The sequence below is a fragment of the Arcticibacterium sp. GJ41-1 genome (assembly GCF_055808875.1).
In genome coordinates this window covers 4,271,084-4,286,362 of the sequence record NZ_CM147888.1, presented here as the reverse complement: position 1 = coordinate 4,286,362, position 15,279 = coordinate 4,271,084, and the positions used below count along the sequence as shown (strand labels likewise).

The 15,279-nt window shown below is 38.3% G+C and carries 10 protein-coding genes; 2 read left to right on the top strand and 8 right to left on the bottom strand.

Features of this window, described 5'->3' with window-relative positions:
• Nucleotides 1-140: 140 nt before the first annotated feature.
• The 6 genes from AC0L6O_RS17580 to AC0L6O_RS17555 all read right to left on the bottom strand — a co-directional run bounded on the left by AC0L6O_RS17580 (nt 141) and on the right by AC0L6O_RS17555 (nt 10,511).
• Nucleotides 141-1,418: a hypothetical protein gene (locus AC0L6O_RS17580; protein ID WP_473304201.1), complete on the bottom strand. Its 1,278-nt coding sequence runs from the start codon at nt 1,416-1,418 to the stop codon at nt 141-143.
• 144 nt (nt 1,419-1,562) lie between these two features.
• On the bottom strand, nt 1,563-3,392 hold the full coding sequence (locus AC0L6O_RS17575; RefSeq protein ID WP_473304200.1) for a glycoside hydrolase family 13 protein: 1,830 nt from the start codon (nt 3,390-3,392) through the stop codon (nt 1,563-1,565).
• Between the two features lie 83 nt (nt 3,393-3,475).
• Nucleotides 3,476-4,777 carry a SusE domain-containing protein gene (locus AC0L6O_RS17570; RefSeq protein ID WP_473304198.1) on the bottom strand — a complete coding sequence of 434 codons (1,302 nt, stop codon included), beginning with the start codon at nt 4,775-4,777 and terminating at the stop codon, nt 3,476-3,478.
• Nucleotides 4,778-4,797: 20 nt separating this feature from the next.
• Entirely contained in the window at nt 4,798-6,339 is a 1,542-nt protein-coding gene (locus AC0L6O_RS17565) for a RagB/SusD family nutrient uptake outer membrane protein (RefSeq protein ID WP_473304197.1), read from the bottom strand.
• A gap of 11 nt (nt 6,340-6,350) precedes the next feature.
• Complete coding sequence (locus tag AC0L6O_RS17560) at nt 6,351-9,338, bottom strand: SusC/RagA family TonB-linked outer membrane protein (protein ID WP_473304196.1); 2,988 nt, start codon at nt 9,336-9,338, stop codon at nt 6,351-6,353.
• 45 nt (nt 9,339-9,383) lie between these two features.
• Nucleotides 9,384-10,511, bottom strand: a complete 1,128-nt coding sequence (locus AC0L6O_RS17555; RefSeq protein ID WP_473304194.1) for a glycoside hydrolase family 53 protein — start codon at nt 10,509-10,511, stop codon at nt 9,384-9,386.
• A gap of 366 nt (nt 10,512-10,877) precedes the next feature.
• On the opposite strand from AC0L6O_RS17555, the gene AC0L6O_RS17550 reads away from it, so the two are divergent.
• Nucleotides 10,878-13,271, top strand: coding sequence for a DUF4114 domain-containing protein (locus AC0L6O_RS17550; protein ID WP_473304192.1), 2,394 nt, complete (start codon nt 10,878-10,880; stop codon nt 13,269-13,271).
• Between the two features lie 26 nt (nt 13,272-13,297).
• Entirely contained in the window at nt 13,298-13,591 is a 294-nt protein-coding gene (locus tag AC0L6O_RS17545; RefSeq protein WP_473304191.1) for a LytTR family DNA-binding domain-containing protein, read from the top strand.
• On the opposite strand, the gene AC0L6O_RS17540 is transcribed toward AC0L6O_RS17545, so the two are convergent.
• Both AC0L6O_RS17540 and AC0L6O_RS17535 read right to left on the bottom strand, forming a co-directional pair.
• Nucleotides 13,588-14,301, bottom strand: coding sequence for a LytR/AlgR family response regulator transcription factor (locus AC0L6O_RS17540; protein WP_473304190.1), 714 nt, complete (start codon nt 14,299-14,301; stop codon nt 13,588-13,590). The two genes, AC0L6O_RS17545 and AC0L6O_RS17540, sit on opposite strands and share 4 nt — an antisense overlap.
• 80 nt (nt 14,302-14,381) lie before the next feature.
• Nucleotides 14,382-15,263 (bottom strand): phytanoyl-CoA dioxygenase family protein, encoded by an 882-nt coding sequence (locus AC0L6O_RS17535; protein ID WP_473304189.1) that lies wholly within the window; start codon nt 15,261-15,263, stop codon nt 14,382-14,384.
• Nucleotides 15,264-15,279 lie beyond the last annotated feature (16 nt).

The following is a 15,279-nucleotide window of genomic DNA, read 5'->3' as shown; positions in this document are numbered from 1 at the left end:
TTTTTTTTGTAACGTCCCAAGTGGAAAAACTTGTCTTTTATAAAAGGATACATCCCGCATGTTTTATGTGGGATGTATTTAGATTCAATCTTATTGAGCTATAAATTAGCTGTAGAATAAGGTGGGTGTTTTATTAGAAATCAATCTGGGCAAATCTCCTTAGCTTTAGAATAATGAAAAGTAACATAGTGATGACCCGCACCTCCGTAAGTAGGGTTTTTAACGCTTACTCGGTATTTGCCATCTAATAATAAGGAGCCTCCCGGAATAACGAAATTATGCGGGAAAGAGGCTATGACTAAATTGTCATTTAAAACATTTTGCCAAGAAGTTCCATTGTAATATTCTAGGTCATATTGCCAGCTGGTTGTTCCAGTTCCTGAACTATTAGATACCATTTTAATTAAGATAGCAGACCCTACTGTAAATGGAGCATCAATATTTATTAGTGCTGGATAAGAGTTTCCGTAGTTGTTATAAAAAGGGAAATAGATTCCTTTTAAACAAGAGTAGGTATTGATACCGCAGGTTTCAATGCTTTTAACACGCCAATTGTAGGTTTGATTATGGTCAAATGTATTGGTAGGCAAGCTGGTGTTGGAGTATGAAAAGGTAGTATTATTGAATGTTTGGTAATCTGTCCAAGGACCATTGTTTACTGAATACTGAAGAACAAACTGTGAAACAATGGAAGGCTTAGGGTGAAACCAAGTAAAATTGACTTGCTGATTTGAAGCAGTGGCTTGCATACCAGCCGTTATAAGACTCGGTTTATACATTGATTCTGTTTTTACTTTTTCCCATTTACATCCGTCATAAACCACAAGTGAGTTAAGAGCACAGTTAAAGGCCGTAGAGCCTTTTCTTAGTCCATCTGCCGGCGTAAGAGAATTCATGGTAAAGTCACTTATGATAGGGAAGTCAATTATCTCAGGAAGTATAATACCACTTAATGTCTGACAGCTTACGCAGTTTCCACTAAGATGAATAGTTGAGGTATATGTGCCTGTAGGGTCAATGTCTCCATAACTAAAGCACCAAGAGTCCCATTTCTCCCAAGTGGTGTCACATGGAGGCTCAGGGTCAGAATTAGTGCCAACAGACCTATAGAAAACAATGTAACTACCGTAAATGTCTCTAGCTTCAATATTCCACTGTCCATTTCGTCTAATGATATACGCTTCTATGTTTGAGGGGTATCCGGGCATACTGATAGTTGCGGTATAAATGGAGGTGCCTGCATCATAAAGTTCATAGGGACTGTAAGGGGTTGGGCCGATACAAAGATATTCGTCCAAAGAAGCACTATAGGACAAAGGACTATAGGTAACATTTAGGTAAGTTTCACTTGCACCAGATATGGTGACCTGTGCAAAACTGCAGATGGAAACAAATAGGAGTAGTATGGTTTTTTTCATGAGACATGGGTTTATAGATTAAATATTATAACATTATATCCACCTGCCATGTTATTTCGTAACCTTTAGGGAAAAAAATAACAAAAAAAAAGAATCCCCATTTCTGGAGATTCTTAAGATTTAACTAATATGTTTATTCTACGATTAAAAAGCTAGAACAGTAGCAGAACTACCTCCAATGCTTAATGATTTACCTAATGTCAAGGTCTCATTTGATAATACATTTTTGACTTGCGTATTTTCTGGCAGTAACTCTCTGAATCTGCTCAAATCAAGCTCCTGCGTCTTCTCATTTTTATTCAAAATCACCATAACCTTACCGGCATCAGAATGTCTGAAATACACATATACGCCATTTTCTGGGCCGAAGTGTGTTAGTTTTCCTTCATGCAATACTTGGTTTGACTTTCGGTAGTTTAAGAGTTTTTTCATGAATGCTTGAGCTTCCTTTTGTGGTGCTGTAAGACCTGTAGAAGTAAAAGCATTGCTATTCATTTCTTTAAAGCCACCTGGGAAATCTCCTCTTATTTCTCCGTGAGAATCAGAGTTTGGATTGGTCATTAAAATTTCTGTGCCATAATAAAATTGCGGAATTCCACGCATAGTAGCCATCAAAACGATTGCCATTTTGAAATGGTCATAGTTTTCGTTTAGCTGCGTATAAATGCGACTCATGTCATGATTATCTGCAAAAATCAATAAGCTAGATGCATCTGCATATTGAAAATCATTAGAGATAGATTGGTATACTCTGTTGAAATCTGTGCCCCAAGCTATGGACTCATTTAGCCCTTTTACCATGGCATCTTGCAACGGAAAATCCATAGGTGTAGGCACGTAAGATTGGTAGCCATTTGCGTTTATCTTTCCTTTTTGCCAGTAAGATGTGATAGCAGGGTTTGTACTCCACTCTTCTGAGGTGATGTTGAAGTTTGGATATTCCTCCATGATTCTTTTGCTCCATCTGCTAGAGAAGTCTTGGTCTGAGTAGGGGTAAGTGTCTACACGTAAACCATCAAGGTTTGCCATCTCAATCCACCAAAGACTATTTTGAATCAAGTAATTGGCAAGAAACGAATTTCTTTGGTTCATGTCGGGCATAGTGCTTACAAACCAACCATCCGAAAATACTTTGGTATCTGCCTGCGAGGCATGAATGTCTCTCTGAACCTCTCTTCTGTGATTGGTGCCTTTGAAGTTCCCTTCGTAGTTAATCCAATCTTTTGATGGCAAGTCTGACATCCACCAGTGGTTACTTCCACAGTGGTTTAGCACCACATCTTTGATAAGCTTGATGCCTTGCTTTTTGCCTTCGGCAGAAAGGTTATAGTACTCTTGGTTAGAACCATATCTTGGGTCTATCTTATAAAAATCAGTGATGGCGTAGCCGTGGTAACTAGCCTCATCCATGTTGTTTTCCTCTAAAGGCATTGGCCAAATGGCCGTAAAACCCATATCTGAGATATAATCTAAATGCTCAGTGATGCCTTGGATGTCACCGCCATGTCTTCCAAATTCTTTGCTTGGAGCGGCTTTGTCGGAGTAACCATCTACATTGTCATTATTTGGGTTTCCGTTTACAAAACGGTCAGGTGTAATCAAATAAATAGCATCTGAGGTGTTGAATCCTTCTCTTTGAGCGGAGTTTTGTCTCCTAGCCTTTAATTCAAACTTGAAGGTTTGGCTGTCTGTATTGTTGGCGAAATTAATATTGACAATTCCGGCTTTAGCCTTCTTTGATATTATTAAATCTAGGAAAAGGTAATTAGGATTGTCTGTTTTGTGTACAGCTTCAATTTTGACACCCTTATATTTTAGGGAAGGAGTAAAGTTTGAGATTTGATTGCCATGCACCAGCAATTGAACCATAGGTTCTTTCATGCCTATCCACCAGTTGCTAGGTTCTACTCGCTCAATGTGCTGAGCAAATAAGGTACTCTGAATAAACAGAATTAGTAAGAATGCTTTTTTCATGATTGTATTGAAAGGATATAAAAAAAGCATGAGACGAAACGCCTCATGCTTTAGCGTCGAGATTCGACTATTTTAGGCCAATTTTATTTTGCTGTAAGCGTGTAGGTAAGGTCTGTAAGGTTAACTTCTACATCATAAGAGCCAGCAGAAACAGATATATTATCACCGTTTTCTTCTAATGTTCCATCTGCACCTGTGTCGCCGTAGTTTACAGCCCAGTCATTGTTCAATCTGAACTTTATTGCTCCGTCAGTTAATGTGACATTATTAGCTACCCAAACGCCTTCTCTAGAGAAATCAGGCATTAGACTTACATCTGGTCCGTCCCAACCGTTTGGTGAAGCATCACCCACTATTCCAGGGATGTCAATTGCTTCCACTGTATAAGTAAGCTCATTCTGATTAAAGGTAATCAAATAAGTACCTGCTGAAATGGCAATATTATCACCATTTTCTTCAAGGCTACCATCAGCTCCAGTATCACCATAATTTAAAGCCCAATCATTATTTTTTCTGATTTTCATTTCGCCATCAGCTAATGTGCCAATTGCTCTCCACTGGTCTGAGCTTGGGTCATAAGTAAATTCTAAATCTGGACCATCCCATCCGTTAGGAGCTGCATCTCCCACAATTCCCCATGAAAGAGGCTCTATGCTATAAGTTAGGTCGTTTGAATTAAATGTTACAGCGTAAGTACCTGCCGTTACTACTATGTTATCACCATCTTGTTCTAACGTACCATCTGCACCTGTATCACCATAGTTTAGAGCCCAGTCATTGTTTTGCCTTATTTTCATTTCGCCATCAGTAAGCATTACATAGGCAACAAAAACTCCTGCTTCAGCTGTTTTATAAAATGGCATATCAGGGCCATCCCATTGGTTTACTGTAGCAGACCCTACTATTCCCCATGGAGAACTAAGGTCTAATTTGTCTAAATATCCTACCGCAGATAAAGGCATGACTTCCGAACGCTGCACTTGAGCATCACTTAAGATAGACTCCACGGCTATTTCTAAATTTCCTGTAGCTGCTGGCTCAAAACCCATGCTTTGTAGCAGTCCGTTTAATTGCTTGTTTGTCCAAGAATGACTCAAGTCAGAACCAGTGCTGAAGACCTGTGCTTCCGCAAAGTTTGAACCTGCTTTGCCAACCAAAACACGGTATTGTGCTCCTGCATTAAAGCCAAATGCTGGTTTCTCCCAAGATACCGTTAAGGCGTTGGCGTCAGCATTTTCTTTAGAAAGCTCTAATGAACTACTGTTTAGTGTAACCACTGGCTTTGCCGCAGGGTCTAAAACTGCTCTTATCTCTTCTTTTTCACATGAACTAAGAAGAACTACCATTCCTAAAAGGACGTAGACTTTATTTAATATATTTTTCATTCTTAATTAATCTTTAAAGGTTAGTAACCTGAGTTCTGAACAAGGTTGGTATTGGCCACGATGTCGGAAGAAGCTATTGGGAATAATGACATGTGTGTACCTATGTCACGTCCTTCTTTGATGTTTCCTTTCCATGCCCAGTTATAACCGGTAGTGAATTTTCCGAAACGAATTAAATCTGTACGTCTGTGAGCTTCCCAGAAAAGTTCTCTTCCTCTTTCGTCTAGTAAGAAATCCAAAGTAAGAGCGGTTACAGGAGCTGCATTAGCACGTGTTCTTAATTGATTAACTAAGCTCAAAGCTAAAGCTTGGTCGCCACTACCACCTCTTGTTACTGCTTCAGCATACATTAAATAAGCATCAGAAAGTCTGTAAACTCCGAAGTCAGTATCTGTATGAGCTAGGTTCTTACCTGCAACACCAGCAGAGGTCAAGTTTGACCATTTGGCTACGGCATATCCGTTGTCAAATGTCCCTATTTCGTCAATTTCTAGTTTCTGACCATCGCTATGCAATAGTCTTCTATCATCCGTTCCATTATCAAAAAGAGCTACAAACTCAGGTGTGGTACGGAAACCACTCCATCCACCATCCACACCAAAGTCTGCTGGATTCATAGTTCCACCTATTTGAGCATGAATTAGCGTTGTAGTTCCTCCCCATGTAGCAGTTTGATTACCATCATAATTTATGGTAAAAATAAGCTCGTTAGATTGGTCATTGTCTGCCATGAAGTTGGCTTGATAGTTAGGATTTAGCGTATAACCTGCGTCTATCACTTTTTTAGCGTACTCGGCTGCTTCGTTATATTTTGGAGTACCTGTGTAAACTTCAGCGTTTAGGTAAAGTTTAGCTAAAGTCATCCATACAGCACCTTGGTCTGCTCTTCCATACTCGTTTCCTTGAGGACCAGGAAGTTCTGTTTCTAAAGCTTTAAGCTCGCTTTCTAGGTAAGTGAAAAGGTCAGCTCTGCTGATTTGCTCTGGTAAGAAGGCACCCACAGGGTCAGCTTCCGTTACAAAAGGAACATTGCCAAACATATCTAAAGCATGGTAATAAGCCAATGCTCTTAAAAATTTAGCCTCAGAACGATATAATGGGATTTGCGTATCTCCAGCTAATCCTCGAGCTTCTAATTTCTCAGGAGCAGACTCTCTAATGAATTCATTTGCAACAGTTACTTGATATAAAGCTCTGCTATAAAAGTTAGACGTCCACTGGTTTGACGCAGTCCAAGATGACGCGTGCAAATCTGGCAATCCTGGGTCTCCCCAACCTACTACAGCTTCGTCCGTGGTAAACTCTTGTAAATACCAGTAAGCTCTTAAATAACTTTGAGAACCTCCGTCAATACCTTTCAGGTCAACATTGCCATCTTGTGGCTCAATTCCTGATACTGCCAAACCTGCATATAGTTTAGCCAATACTTTTTTGTAGTTATCAGCGTCTTGGTAGACTAAATCTGAAACTTGCCCCACATAAGGAGTGGTGTCCAAGTCGCTACAAGAGTTTAATGCCGTAAGCATCAAACCTGCGAATAGTATATTTAATATTTTTTTCATCTTTTTACTTATTAGAAATTAAGATTTAGATTCAAACTGTAAGTACGAGGACGTGGGTAGATGTTTCTGTCAATTCCACCTTGTACTTCTGGGTCTAGGCCAGTATAGTTTGTGATTGTGAACACATTCTGAACTATGAAACCAAGGTTGGCTCTAAGTTTACTCGTTTTGAATAATGAACTTAAGTCGTAGCCTACGTTTATGTTATCCATTTTAAGGAAAGAAGCGTTTTCAACGAAGTAATCAGAAAGGTTGATTCTGTCTCTTCCTGTAGAAGAATTGAATTGCGTGTCTTTCACATCAGCATTGAGATTGAAGATGAAATTACCAGCTCCTGTCATAGAGTAGTAGCTGCTAGAACCTGATGCCACATTGTTGAAAACATAGTTTCCAAGATTACTACGCATGATAAATCCGAAGTTTAAGTTCTTGTAAGTCATCTGAGAAGAGAAACCTAAGAAGTAATTAGCATCTGGGTTTTGGTAGTGATATCTATCTAGTTCACTAATCACACCATCATTGTTTTGGTCAACAAAAACGCCTTCAAGTGGGTTGCCATTTTCATCATATACTTGCTGATAAAGGAAGAAAGAAGAACGAGCATAACCTGTAGAGTGGATTTGACCGTAGGCTCCAGTACCACCGCTTACATCGCCAGTAAGTACACCTAAATAATCTTCATTATCGTTTCTGGTCAATGCCGTAATCTTGTTTTGGTTATACGTTGCATTGAAGTTTAAGTCCCAAGTGAAATTGGCTTTCTGAATTGGCGTATAGTTAAGCGTAAACTCAACTCCTTTGTTTTCTAAAGAACCAATATTGGTTACCACTTTATTAGAGAAGTTGGTACCCGCTGGGGCGTCAATTTCGTTAATTAAGTCGGTTGTCTTTTTCATGTAAAAATCAATGCTACCAGAGATTTTAGCATGACGAATTCCGAAATCTAAACCAAGGTTGGTAGAAGTAGTTTCCTCCCATTTGATTTGAGCATCGTAAGGATTTGGACGAAGGACATCATAAAATGCTCCACCAAACTGATACAATAAACCTTGACCAGGCGTATAAGCCGCTAAGTAAGGAAAGTCACCAGAATTAATGTTTTGCTGACCAGTTACACCCCAACCAACTCTTACTTTAAGGTCTGAGAAAGTATCATCTATGCCAAATTGCTCATTAAGTTTCCACGCCAAAGCAGCCGATGGGAAAATACCATAACGATTGTCAGGAGCGAATCTTGAGGTTCCGTCACGTCTTACGGTGAAAGTAGCTAAGTAAGTATTATTGAAACCGTAGTTGACCCTTCCAAACTGAGACGCTAGTCTGTATTCTGTTTTGAAGTAGTTTCTTAAAGGTGTTACATCAGACTTTCCGTAATCAGTACCAGTTTCGTTTTCTCTAATAAAGTTTTGGTACTCATAACCTCCCATCACATCAAAACGATGTTGGTTGATTTCTTTCACGTAGTTTAAGAAAGCTTGGAAAGTAGTATTATTTCTGTCTTGCTTATAAAAAGCAGTAGAGCCTTGATTGTTGAAAGAATTAGCGGATACTAAAGGGCTAGTAACATCATTTCCGTCTGTGTTTGACTTATCAAAACCAGCATTTACCACTGCTTTTAGTTCAGGTAAACCATGGAAAGAGTACGTTAGTTTTGCATTCCCGATGTATCTGTTTAAGATTCCCATGTTATCTCTTAGGTTAAGCATTGCCAATGGATTGCTTGGCCCAAGAGCTTCAATACCATTTCCATTAGGGTCAATCCAGTTGAAGTACTCACCAAACTCAGTATTGTTAGCATATACTGGTTGCGTAGGGTCAAAACTAATGGCAGTACCAATAGCTCCTTCGTCGGCAAACTGAGATTTACTATTAGCAACTTTAAAGTTTACATCTAGGTTAAGGTGGTCGTCAAGGAAAGATGGAGACAAACCTAAAGAAGCAGAAGTCCTTTTAAGATTAGATGTTTGCAATGTTCCGTTTTGGTTTAAAAAACCAACCGAAGCTCTGTAAGGAATACCCTTCAAATTTCCTGTCAAACTAAGATTGTTATCTTGCGTTAAAGCAGTTCTGTAAATAACATCTTGCCAGTTTGTACTGTTAGTGCCTAATAAAGCTTGCTGAGAAGCGGTACCATAAGTGTTTACCGCATCAATAAATTCAGATGGGCTCAATACATCAACTTGGTTAATGTTATTTGCTACAGAAAAACGGCTATTGAAACTCAAACGTGTTTGAGCACCTTTTTTTCCTTTTTTAGTCGTAATAATAATAACACCATTTGCAGCTCTAGAACCATAGATGGCTGCCGCAGAAGCATCTTTAAGAACGTTGAAAGATTCAATATCATTTGGGTTGATAAAACTCAAAGGATTAGCAGAACCAGAAACGTCGTTATTGTCAATAGGCACACCGTCAATAACTATTAAAGGGTCATTGCTAGCATTAAGAGACGAACCACCACGAATTCTGATAGTACTACCAGAACCAGGAGCACCACCACCAGAGGTGATTTGCACACCGGCTAGTTTACCAGTGATTAATTGCTCAGGCGTACTTACATTTCCCTTTACAAAATCATTTTCGGTAATAGAGGTGATAGAACCTGTAAGGTCATTTTTCTTTTGTGTACCATAACCCACTACCACTATTTCTTCTAGTGCCTGGCTATCGTTAGCTAGGGCAACATTGATAACCGTTTGATTACCCACCACTACTTCTTGGCTTTCTTTGCCAATAAAACTAAATACAAAAATAGGGTTTTGAATACCGGCAGTAGAGAGGGTATAGTTTCCGTCCATGTCTGTAGAGGTACCCTTGGTACTTCCTTTGATGGCTACAGTTACACCCGGAAGACCAATACTGTCTTCTAGGTCAGTTACTTTTCCAGTAACAGTGCTTTGGGCAAAAGCCTGACCCATGCACATGCTCAATATGAAAACCCAAAGTAACTTTGGTTTCCAGAGAACGGCTTTTGTGCTATCACAATAGATTTGTTGCATTCTTTTTTAGGTTTAAGTTTAAATTATGGTTGTTATATATTCAGTTTATTTAAAATAATTATGTCCAAAAAATTGAAAGACAGGGAGCGTTTCATTGTTGTTTCCAGCATCAAAAAAAGCGGCGTTTTCCCAGTGGGAGCCAGTTCCCCATTGCGTTTTGCAGCCTGACGTCACCCAAGCCGCTTCCCAATAGATTACGCCTTCGCCACCTGCTTTTATTACACTAGATGTTAGGTCTATCATAAAGCTTAATTGCCCTTCTGGGCTAACGGGGTAGCCATTTAGGTCAGAACCGTTGCCTAAAACATTATTGGCACCGTCAAAGTTTTTGGTAGAATATGGGTAGCCAGTTTCTACCACCATTACTTGCTTATTATAAGTGTTCTTTAGTGTTGAGATAGTTTTTTCTAATTCAGGTAGGTCAAATTTTGACCAATTAGGGTAGTACGATAGACCTATCCAGTCATAGCTCTGGAGGTTGTTTTTAGTAGCATTCTCAAACCAATCAAGAGCTTCATCGGGTTGGGCTACGTGAAGCATTGTTTGAACAGTAGTGTTATTGGCTTTATTGAAATCATCAACGGCTTTGAGCCCTTTATTAAACAGGGTTATGTTTCTAGGCCAATTGGTTGGACCATTTTCGGAAGTTTCTTTTTCCATTAAAATTTCAGAATTGGTCTCATTGCCAATCTGAACAAATTCAGGAAGTAGGTTTTCCTTGTTCAGGTCGGTCAAAACGGCTTTCGTATAGAGATAAAGGCTATCTCCTAATATTTCAGTATCTGTAATGCCCGACCAAGCACTCGGAATTATCTGATGAGCAGGGTCTGCCCAGTTATCCGAGTAGTGAAAATCTAGCAAAACGGGCATGTTTTTTGCTTTTGATTTAGCGATGGATTTCTTTACATCAGCTAGGGTTGAGTAGTTTGTCCAGCTAGGGTTATGCCAAAGTCTGAGACGCGTTATATTAGCTCCTTGGGATGCAAAAAAATCATAAGGTTCTACCGATTTTCCGTTGTGAGTGAATTTGGCACCACACGCTTCCAACTCATTTACGTAAGAGAGGTCAGCACCTAAGTAAATTTGGTTTTGTTTTTTTTGTGAAACAGCTTCACAAGAAAAAAGCAAGCCAGTGGCTAACAGTGATAAAAGGTAGTTTTGATACTTAGGCATAAAGAAATGGTTATTTCACTATGCAAAAGTACCCTAGATGTATAAGCTGGTCGTTCCACTTTACTTATTTAAGTCCTAGTTTTTGTTTTCTGTAACTTGCTTAATATGAATAATTTAATAGGTTCGTTTTATGATTCGGTACGAATTTCATAAAAATGAACCTTTGAATTGTACTATTAAATTTAATGGATGATAAGGTATGCCTTACCCTACGAGTAAAACGGATAATTATTTGTTTTAAGAGATAAAGCTTTAGGTGAGATGCGGAAAGGTTTACCGTTTTCTGAGTGAATCCTACACTTCATCGAAATATCAATTATTCGGGAAGTATATGAGATACTTTTGTTACACACAAAGTCAGAAAATATGAAAGTTGTATTCAAAGTCAGTTTGTTTTTATTTCAAATCCTATCTGTAGTAGGCCTCGCTCAAAACTACAGCTACATGGGTACTTATAATACAGATGGTGTACCAAATTATTTAACTGCTACGCCTGATGTGTTAGACCAAGCTTTTTTAAATAGAGTGGCTGCCTCTTTACCTGAGGGGTATCCTGTTCCTTATTATAATTCACATTACATAGCGAGTGGTACAGAGAGTAATATTGTACTTCAAGACAGTGCTGATATTTGGGTAACGTTTGTGGCTGAGGGGGCAGGTTACAAAAATGCACTGGCTTATTATACTTTTGATGCTAATTCGCCTTCTATTACCGCTCCTGCCGCAGAAGATATTAAGATAGTTTTTCCTAATGTTTCTCGTTTAAATAGCGGAGGAGGTCTTCTGCCAGGTGATAAAGTACATCTTGGTAGTTTTACTGCTGATACTGGTATTGGTTGGGTTTTGATAGCTAACGGCTGGGACTCAAATCAACAATTAGTAAGGAATAAACAATGGACAGTCTTTTCAAATCCAGATTTTAACCCTGAGGCTAATGCTAATTTGAGGTATCATAATGTGCAGCTGATAGATGAACAAACAGAGCGAATAGTTTTAGGTTTTGAAGATATTAGAAGAGATTATTCTTCCTGCGACAATGACTTTAATGATGCTATTTTCTTTATATCTGCTAACCCCATTGAATCTATATCGCTTAGTAATATTAACTATACTTCGCCTGTAGAGGGGGCTATCAGTTCTGGAAATCAGGGAGGCTTAGAAAGTAATGGCTCTTTGGCAGAGAAAATTGCAAAGAGGAACTTACAGAAAGAGCTTTTGAATAAAGATGAGAAGCGTTACATGTCTGTGTCAATGAATTCTCACTCCCAAGTAAAAGGAGTTTTTTCAAGTGTTGAAAATATTCCCTTAACGGCATTGGTTCCAGATGTGGGCCCTGATACTACGGAAGCTTTTCAGAGTACTCCAACAGATTTATTAGATTTAACTAATGCCCTGGAGGTACTTTCTGTAGATTTCTTTGATGAAATAGATAGAGAAGCTGTTTGTTTGGTAACCAAAACTATTAACGAAGTATATAGTCACACTAAAAGTATATGTGATAGAGTAGGCGGGGCAGAACTAATATCTGCTAAGACCGTTTTTATAGGTGGTGAATATCCAGGTACATTAATAAGTTTAAAAAGAGCCGATGGGGCTGTGGAGTATGCCATGTCTTTTTCTATAAAAGAATTGGTGGCTGATGAGTATCAATATAATAGCCATTGGAATATTGAGGATTATCCGACGGGTGGAACGTTTCTCAATTTTCAATTATGGGGAAGAAAGCCTTCTGATGTGTTTTATTTAGGAGAGCAGATTCTTACAATTTTCGAAAACTCATTTGATTTATCTAAAGAGGCTAGTTTTACTAAAAGCCCAGACTTGCTAATGAGAAAAGGTGAATATACTCAGGGTAAATTTAAAATTACGCTGATTAACGATAAGCGTAAAACGGGTAATGTGAATGTGTTTGGTACACTTAGAAACACCGAGCAATTGGCTTCTGAACTATTCAATGAAAAGGTGGTCTTGACTGGTAAATACCTGCAAGAATTGGAGTTTGCCACGCCTGGAGTATTTGATGCAGGCCTAGTTATTTTTTCTGACAATACTGAAGGAGAAGATGCCATTTACCTAGCTGATGGAGCTTGGATAGCGAATTATGAAGAAGCTAACGTGGCCAATACGAATCTCTCGATTTTTCCTTTAGATAAAATAGCAGAGAATGACAATCATTACTGGATAGAGAGAAGTTTTGAGGCATCGGGTGATGTGAAAAACTACTATTCGGTTCACAGACCTTTACGTTTAGGTTTAAGAACGGTTGATCTTATGGAGTATTCTTATTTATCTTTTGTAGCCGAGGGAATACAATCTATCGAAATAGTACTTAGTCATGAAGGCGTTACAGAGTGGCTAGATCAACCTAGAAAAGTTATTAATTTGACAGCTACCGCAAAGCGATTTTACATTCCTTTAAGTGAGTTTTTAGATGGCTCAAACAACACACTTAGCAATGATGATATTACGGCACTTACTTTTTCAGCCATTGGTGATAATTCGACTTTTGAACCGTTTGACTTCAAGTTTAACAACATAAGTTTTAGTAAAGTAAATGGCTGTGAAGCTAACACAGAAATAATGGCTAGCTCTTACTCTCATGAAGTATATGCCGCAACAGGAAATATGCAGGTGACCAATGTAGCAAAAGACGATTCAAGGGTGGTGTTTACTTCTGAGAATTCAATTGAATTTAAACCTGGTTTTGTGGCAGAAGCTGGTTCAGTAATAGACGCTCAAATTATGGGTTGCCAAAATTAATTCACACATTTTAAATTATAATAATCATGGTAAAAGCATTAGTAGAAAACCCAGAAGAAGTCCTTTATTTAAAGGCAGACACTAATTACACAGTATATAGCCTTAATAACGGGAAGAAAGTAATTTCTGGGTTTACCTTAAAAAGACACGAAGAAAGAGATGAGTATAATCATTTCTTACGTATTAGCAGGGCTTACTTATTAAATCCGAAGTTTATTAAAGAAGTAGTAAGTGAGGGGGCAAATAAGGCGGTACTTTTAATGGACGGCACCATGGCTAGAGTTTCAAGAAGAAGACAAGATGTTTTAGTAGGACTTTAAAGAATATTTAATCGCTGCAAAAACTCTGATTTTTGTCTTCGGCTAATAGGAATGACTTTATCTTTAACTACAAGATTATTATCATCCACATCTAAAATCTTATTCAGATTGACAATGTAAGAACGATGTACACGGAAAAAAGAATTGCCAAGTTTTACTTCCAAGTTTTTGAGTTGGCCTAGCATTACATAGCTGTTTTTCTCTGTGAATATCTTGACATAGTCACCAAGGTTTTCAATGTAGTTGATATCAGATTTTCTAATTCTGACAAATTTACGGTCAACTCGTACATAAATATTCTCTTCTCCTGCAGTGTCATCTACTGTATAGCTGCTGGTTTCAGGCTCTGGTTTATCCCATTTTTCTAAAACCTTTTCAATGGCCATGTTTAGCCTAGGTTTGGTTATAGGTTTCTGAATATAGTCTACAATACTGTATTGAAAAGCCTCATAGGCGTACTCTTTGCTAGATGTAGTCATGATTACAGCAGGCAGTATAGCTAATGCATTAAGAAACTCAAAACCATTCATGCCTTCCATTTCAACATCAAGAAAAATAAGGTCTATCTCATTTTCGGCAAGGAAATCTAGTGCTTCCGTAGCCATTTCAAAAGAGGCAATATGCTCAATGGATTTATGAGTTTGGCACTGTTTTTCCAGTGCCACTCGGGCAATTTTGCTATCTTCTATAATAATGCTCTTTAATCTCATGATGCCTTATTTTCTGTGGTGCTTAGCGTGCTTTAAAGATAAGTGACCGCTCTAAAGATTTAAAGGCTCAGGCATTTTATTTAATAAAGAACAGGATTTATAGGCGTATTAATAGTCTCACTAATTTTTGCACCTGGGCACCAAGTATCCCAATCTAGTTTTTGGTTTTCATTGACTGGTTCTTGAAGCTTCATGTCTTTGTCCATATAAATAACGGTCATCACACTACGCATTTCTTGGGTGCTATTAGCTCCTGCTCGATGAAATATCCAACCGCTATGAAAACTAACTTCACCTAAATCAAAGGCCTCGGCTACTTGGTCAAAATCTCCCAATCTTAATTTTGAAGAAATGATTTTTTCACTGTCGTCAGATATTTTTAAGTTTCTTCCGTCTTGTAACAGATGGCTTTTCGCTGAAAACTCCAGAGGTCCCATTTCTTTAGGCACAGCCTGTAAAGGCACCCATGCCGTAACCGTTTTATCAGAGGATAGTGGCCAGTAGTATTGGTCTGCATGCCAAGGCGTAAATCCACCACCTGGCTCTTTAAAAAGTGCTTGGTCATGATAAAGTCTTACACCATCTACTCCCATTAATTGGGTAGCTATGTGTGCTAGCCTTTTACCAAAAACAAATTCTTTTACTTCATCAGACTCTCTCCACAGGTTCATGACTTGAAGAAAAGCTTTGCTATAAGTATCTCTTTCTTCTAAAGGAAGGCTCTCGGTGCTTAACTCTTTTACTTTATCAATAATTATTTGACGGAAGTGGGCTAGGGTACTGGCGTCAAATACTTGCTTTAGCTTAATGAATTTATTTTCCTGATAAAAGGCAATTTGCTCTTCTGTAAGTAAATAAGGTTGGTCAATAGATTTCATATCAATAATAGGGGTGATTTGTTTAAAATTATCTAATACAAAGTTGATAGGAAAAAGTAAGCTTGTTTTTACGGATTTTGTCAAAAATGTAACTTATTTT

Bases quoted from the DNA above. Each gene is read 5' to 3' on its own strand.
- AC0L6O_RS17555 (WP_473304194.1), bottom strand. From the start codon at position 10,511: ATGCCTAAGTATCAAAACTACCTTTTATCACTGTTAGCCACTGGCTTG.
- AC0L6O_RS17570 (WP_473304198.1), bottom strand. From the start codon at position 4,777: ATGAAAAATATATTAAATAAAGTCTACGTCCTTTTAGGAATGGTAGTT.
- AC0L6O_RS17560 (WP_473304196.1), bottom strand. From the start codon at position 9,338: ATGCAACAAATCTATTGTGATAGCACAAAAGCCGTTCTCTGGAAACCA.
- AC0L6O_RS17575 (WP_473304200.1), bottom strand. From the start codon at position 3,392: ATGAAAAAAGCATTCTTACTAATTCTGTTTATTCAGAGTACCTTATTT.
- AC0L6O_RS17580 (WP_473304201.1), bottom strand. From the start codon at position 1,418: ATGAAAAAAACCATACTACTCCTATTTGTTTCCATCTGCAGTTTTGCA.
- AC0L6O_RS17550 (WP_473304192.1), top strand. From the start codon at position 10,878: ATGAAAGTTGTATTCAAAGTCAGTTTGTTTTTATTTCAAATCCTATCT.
- AC0L6O_RS17540 (WP_473304190.1), bottom strand. From the start codon at position 14,301: ATGAGATTAAAGAGCATTATTATAGAAGATAGCAAAATTGCCCGAGTG.
- AC0L6O_RS17565 (WP_473304197.1), bottom strand. From the start codon at position 6,339: ATGAAAAAAATATTAAATATACTATTCGCAGGTTTGATGCTTACGGCA.
- AC0L6O_RS17545 (WP_473304191.1), top strand. From the start codon at position 13,298: ATGGTAAAAGCATTAGTAGAAAACCCAGAAGAAGTCCTTTATTTAAAG.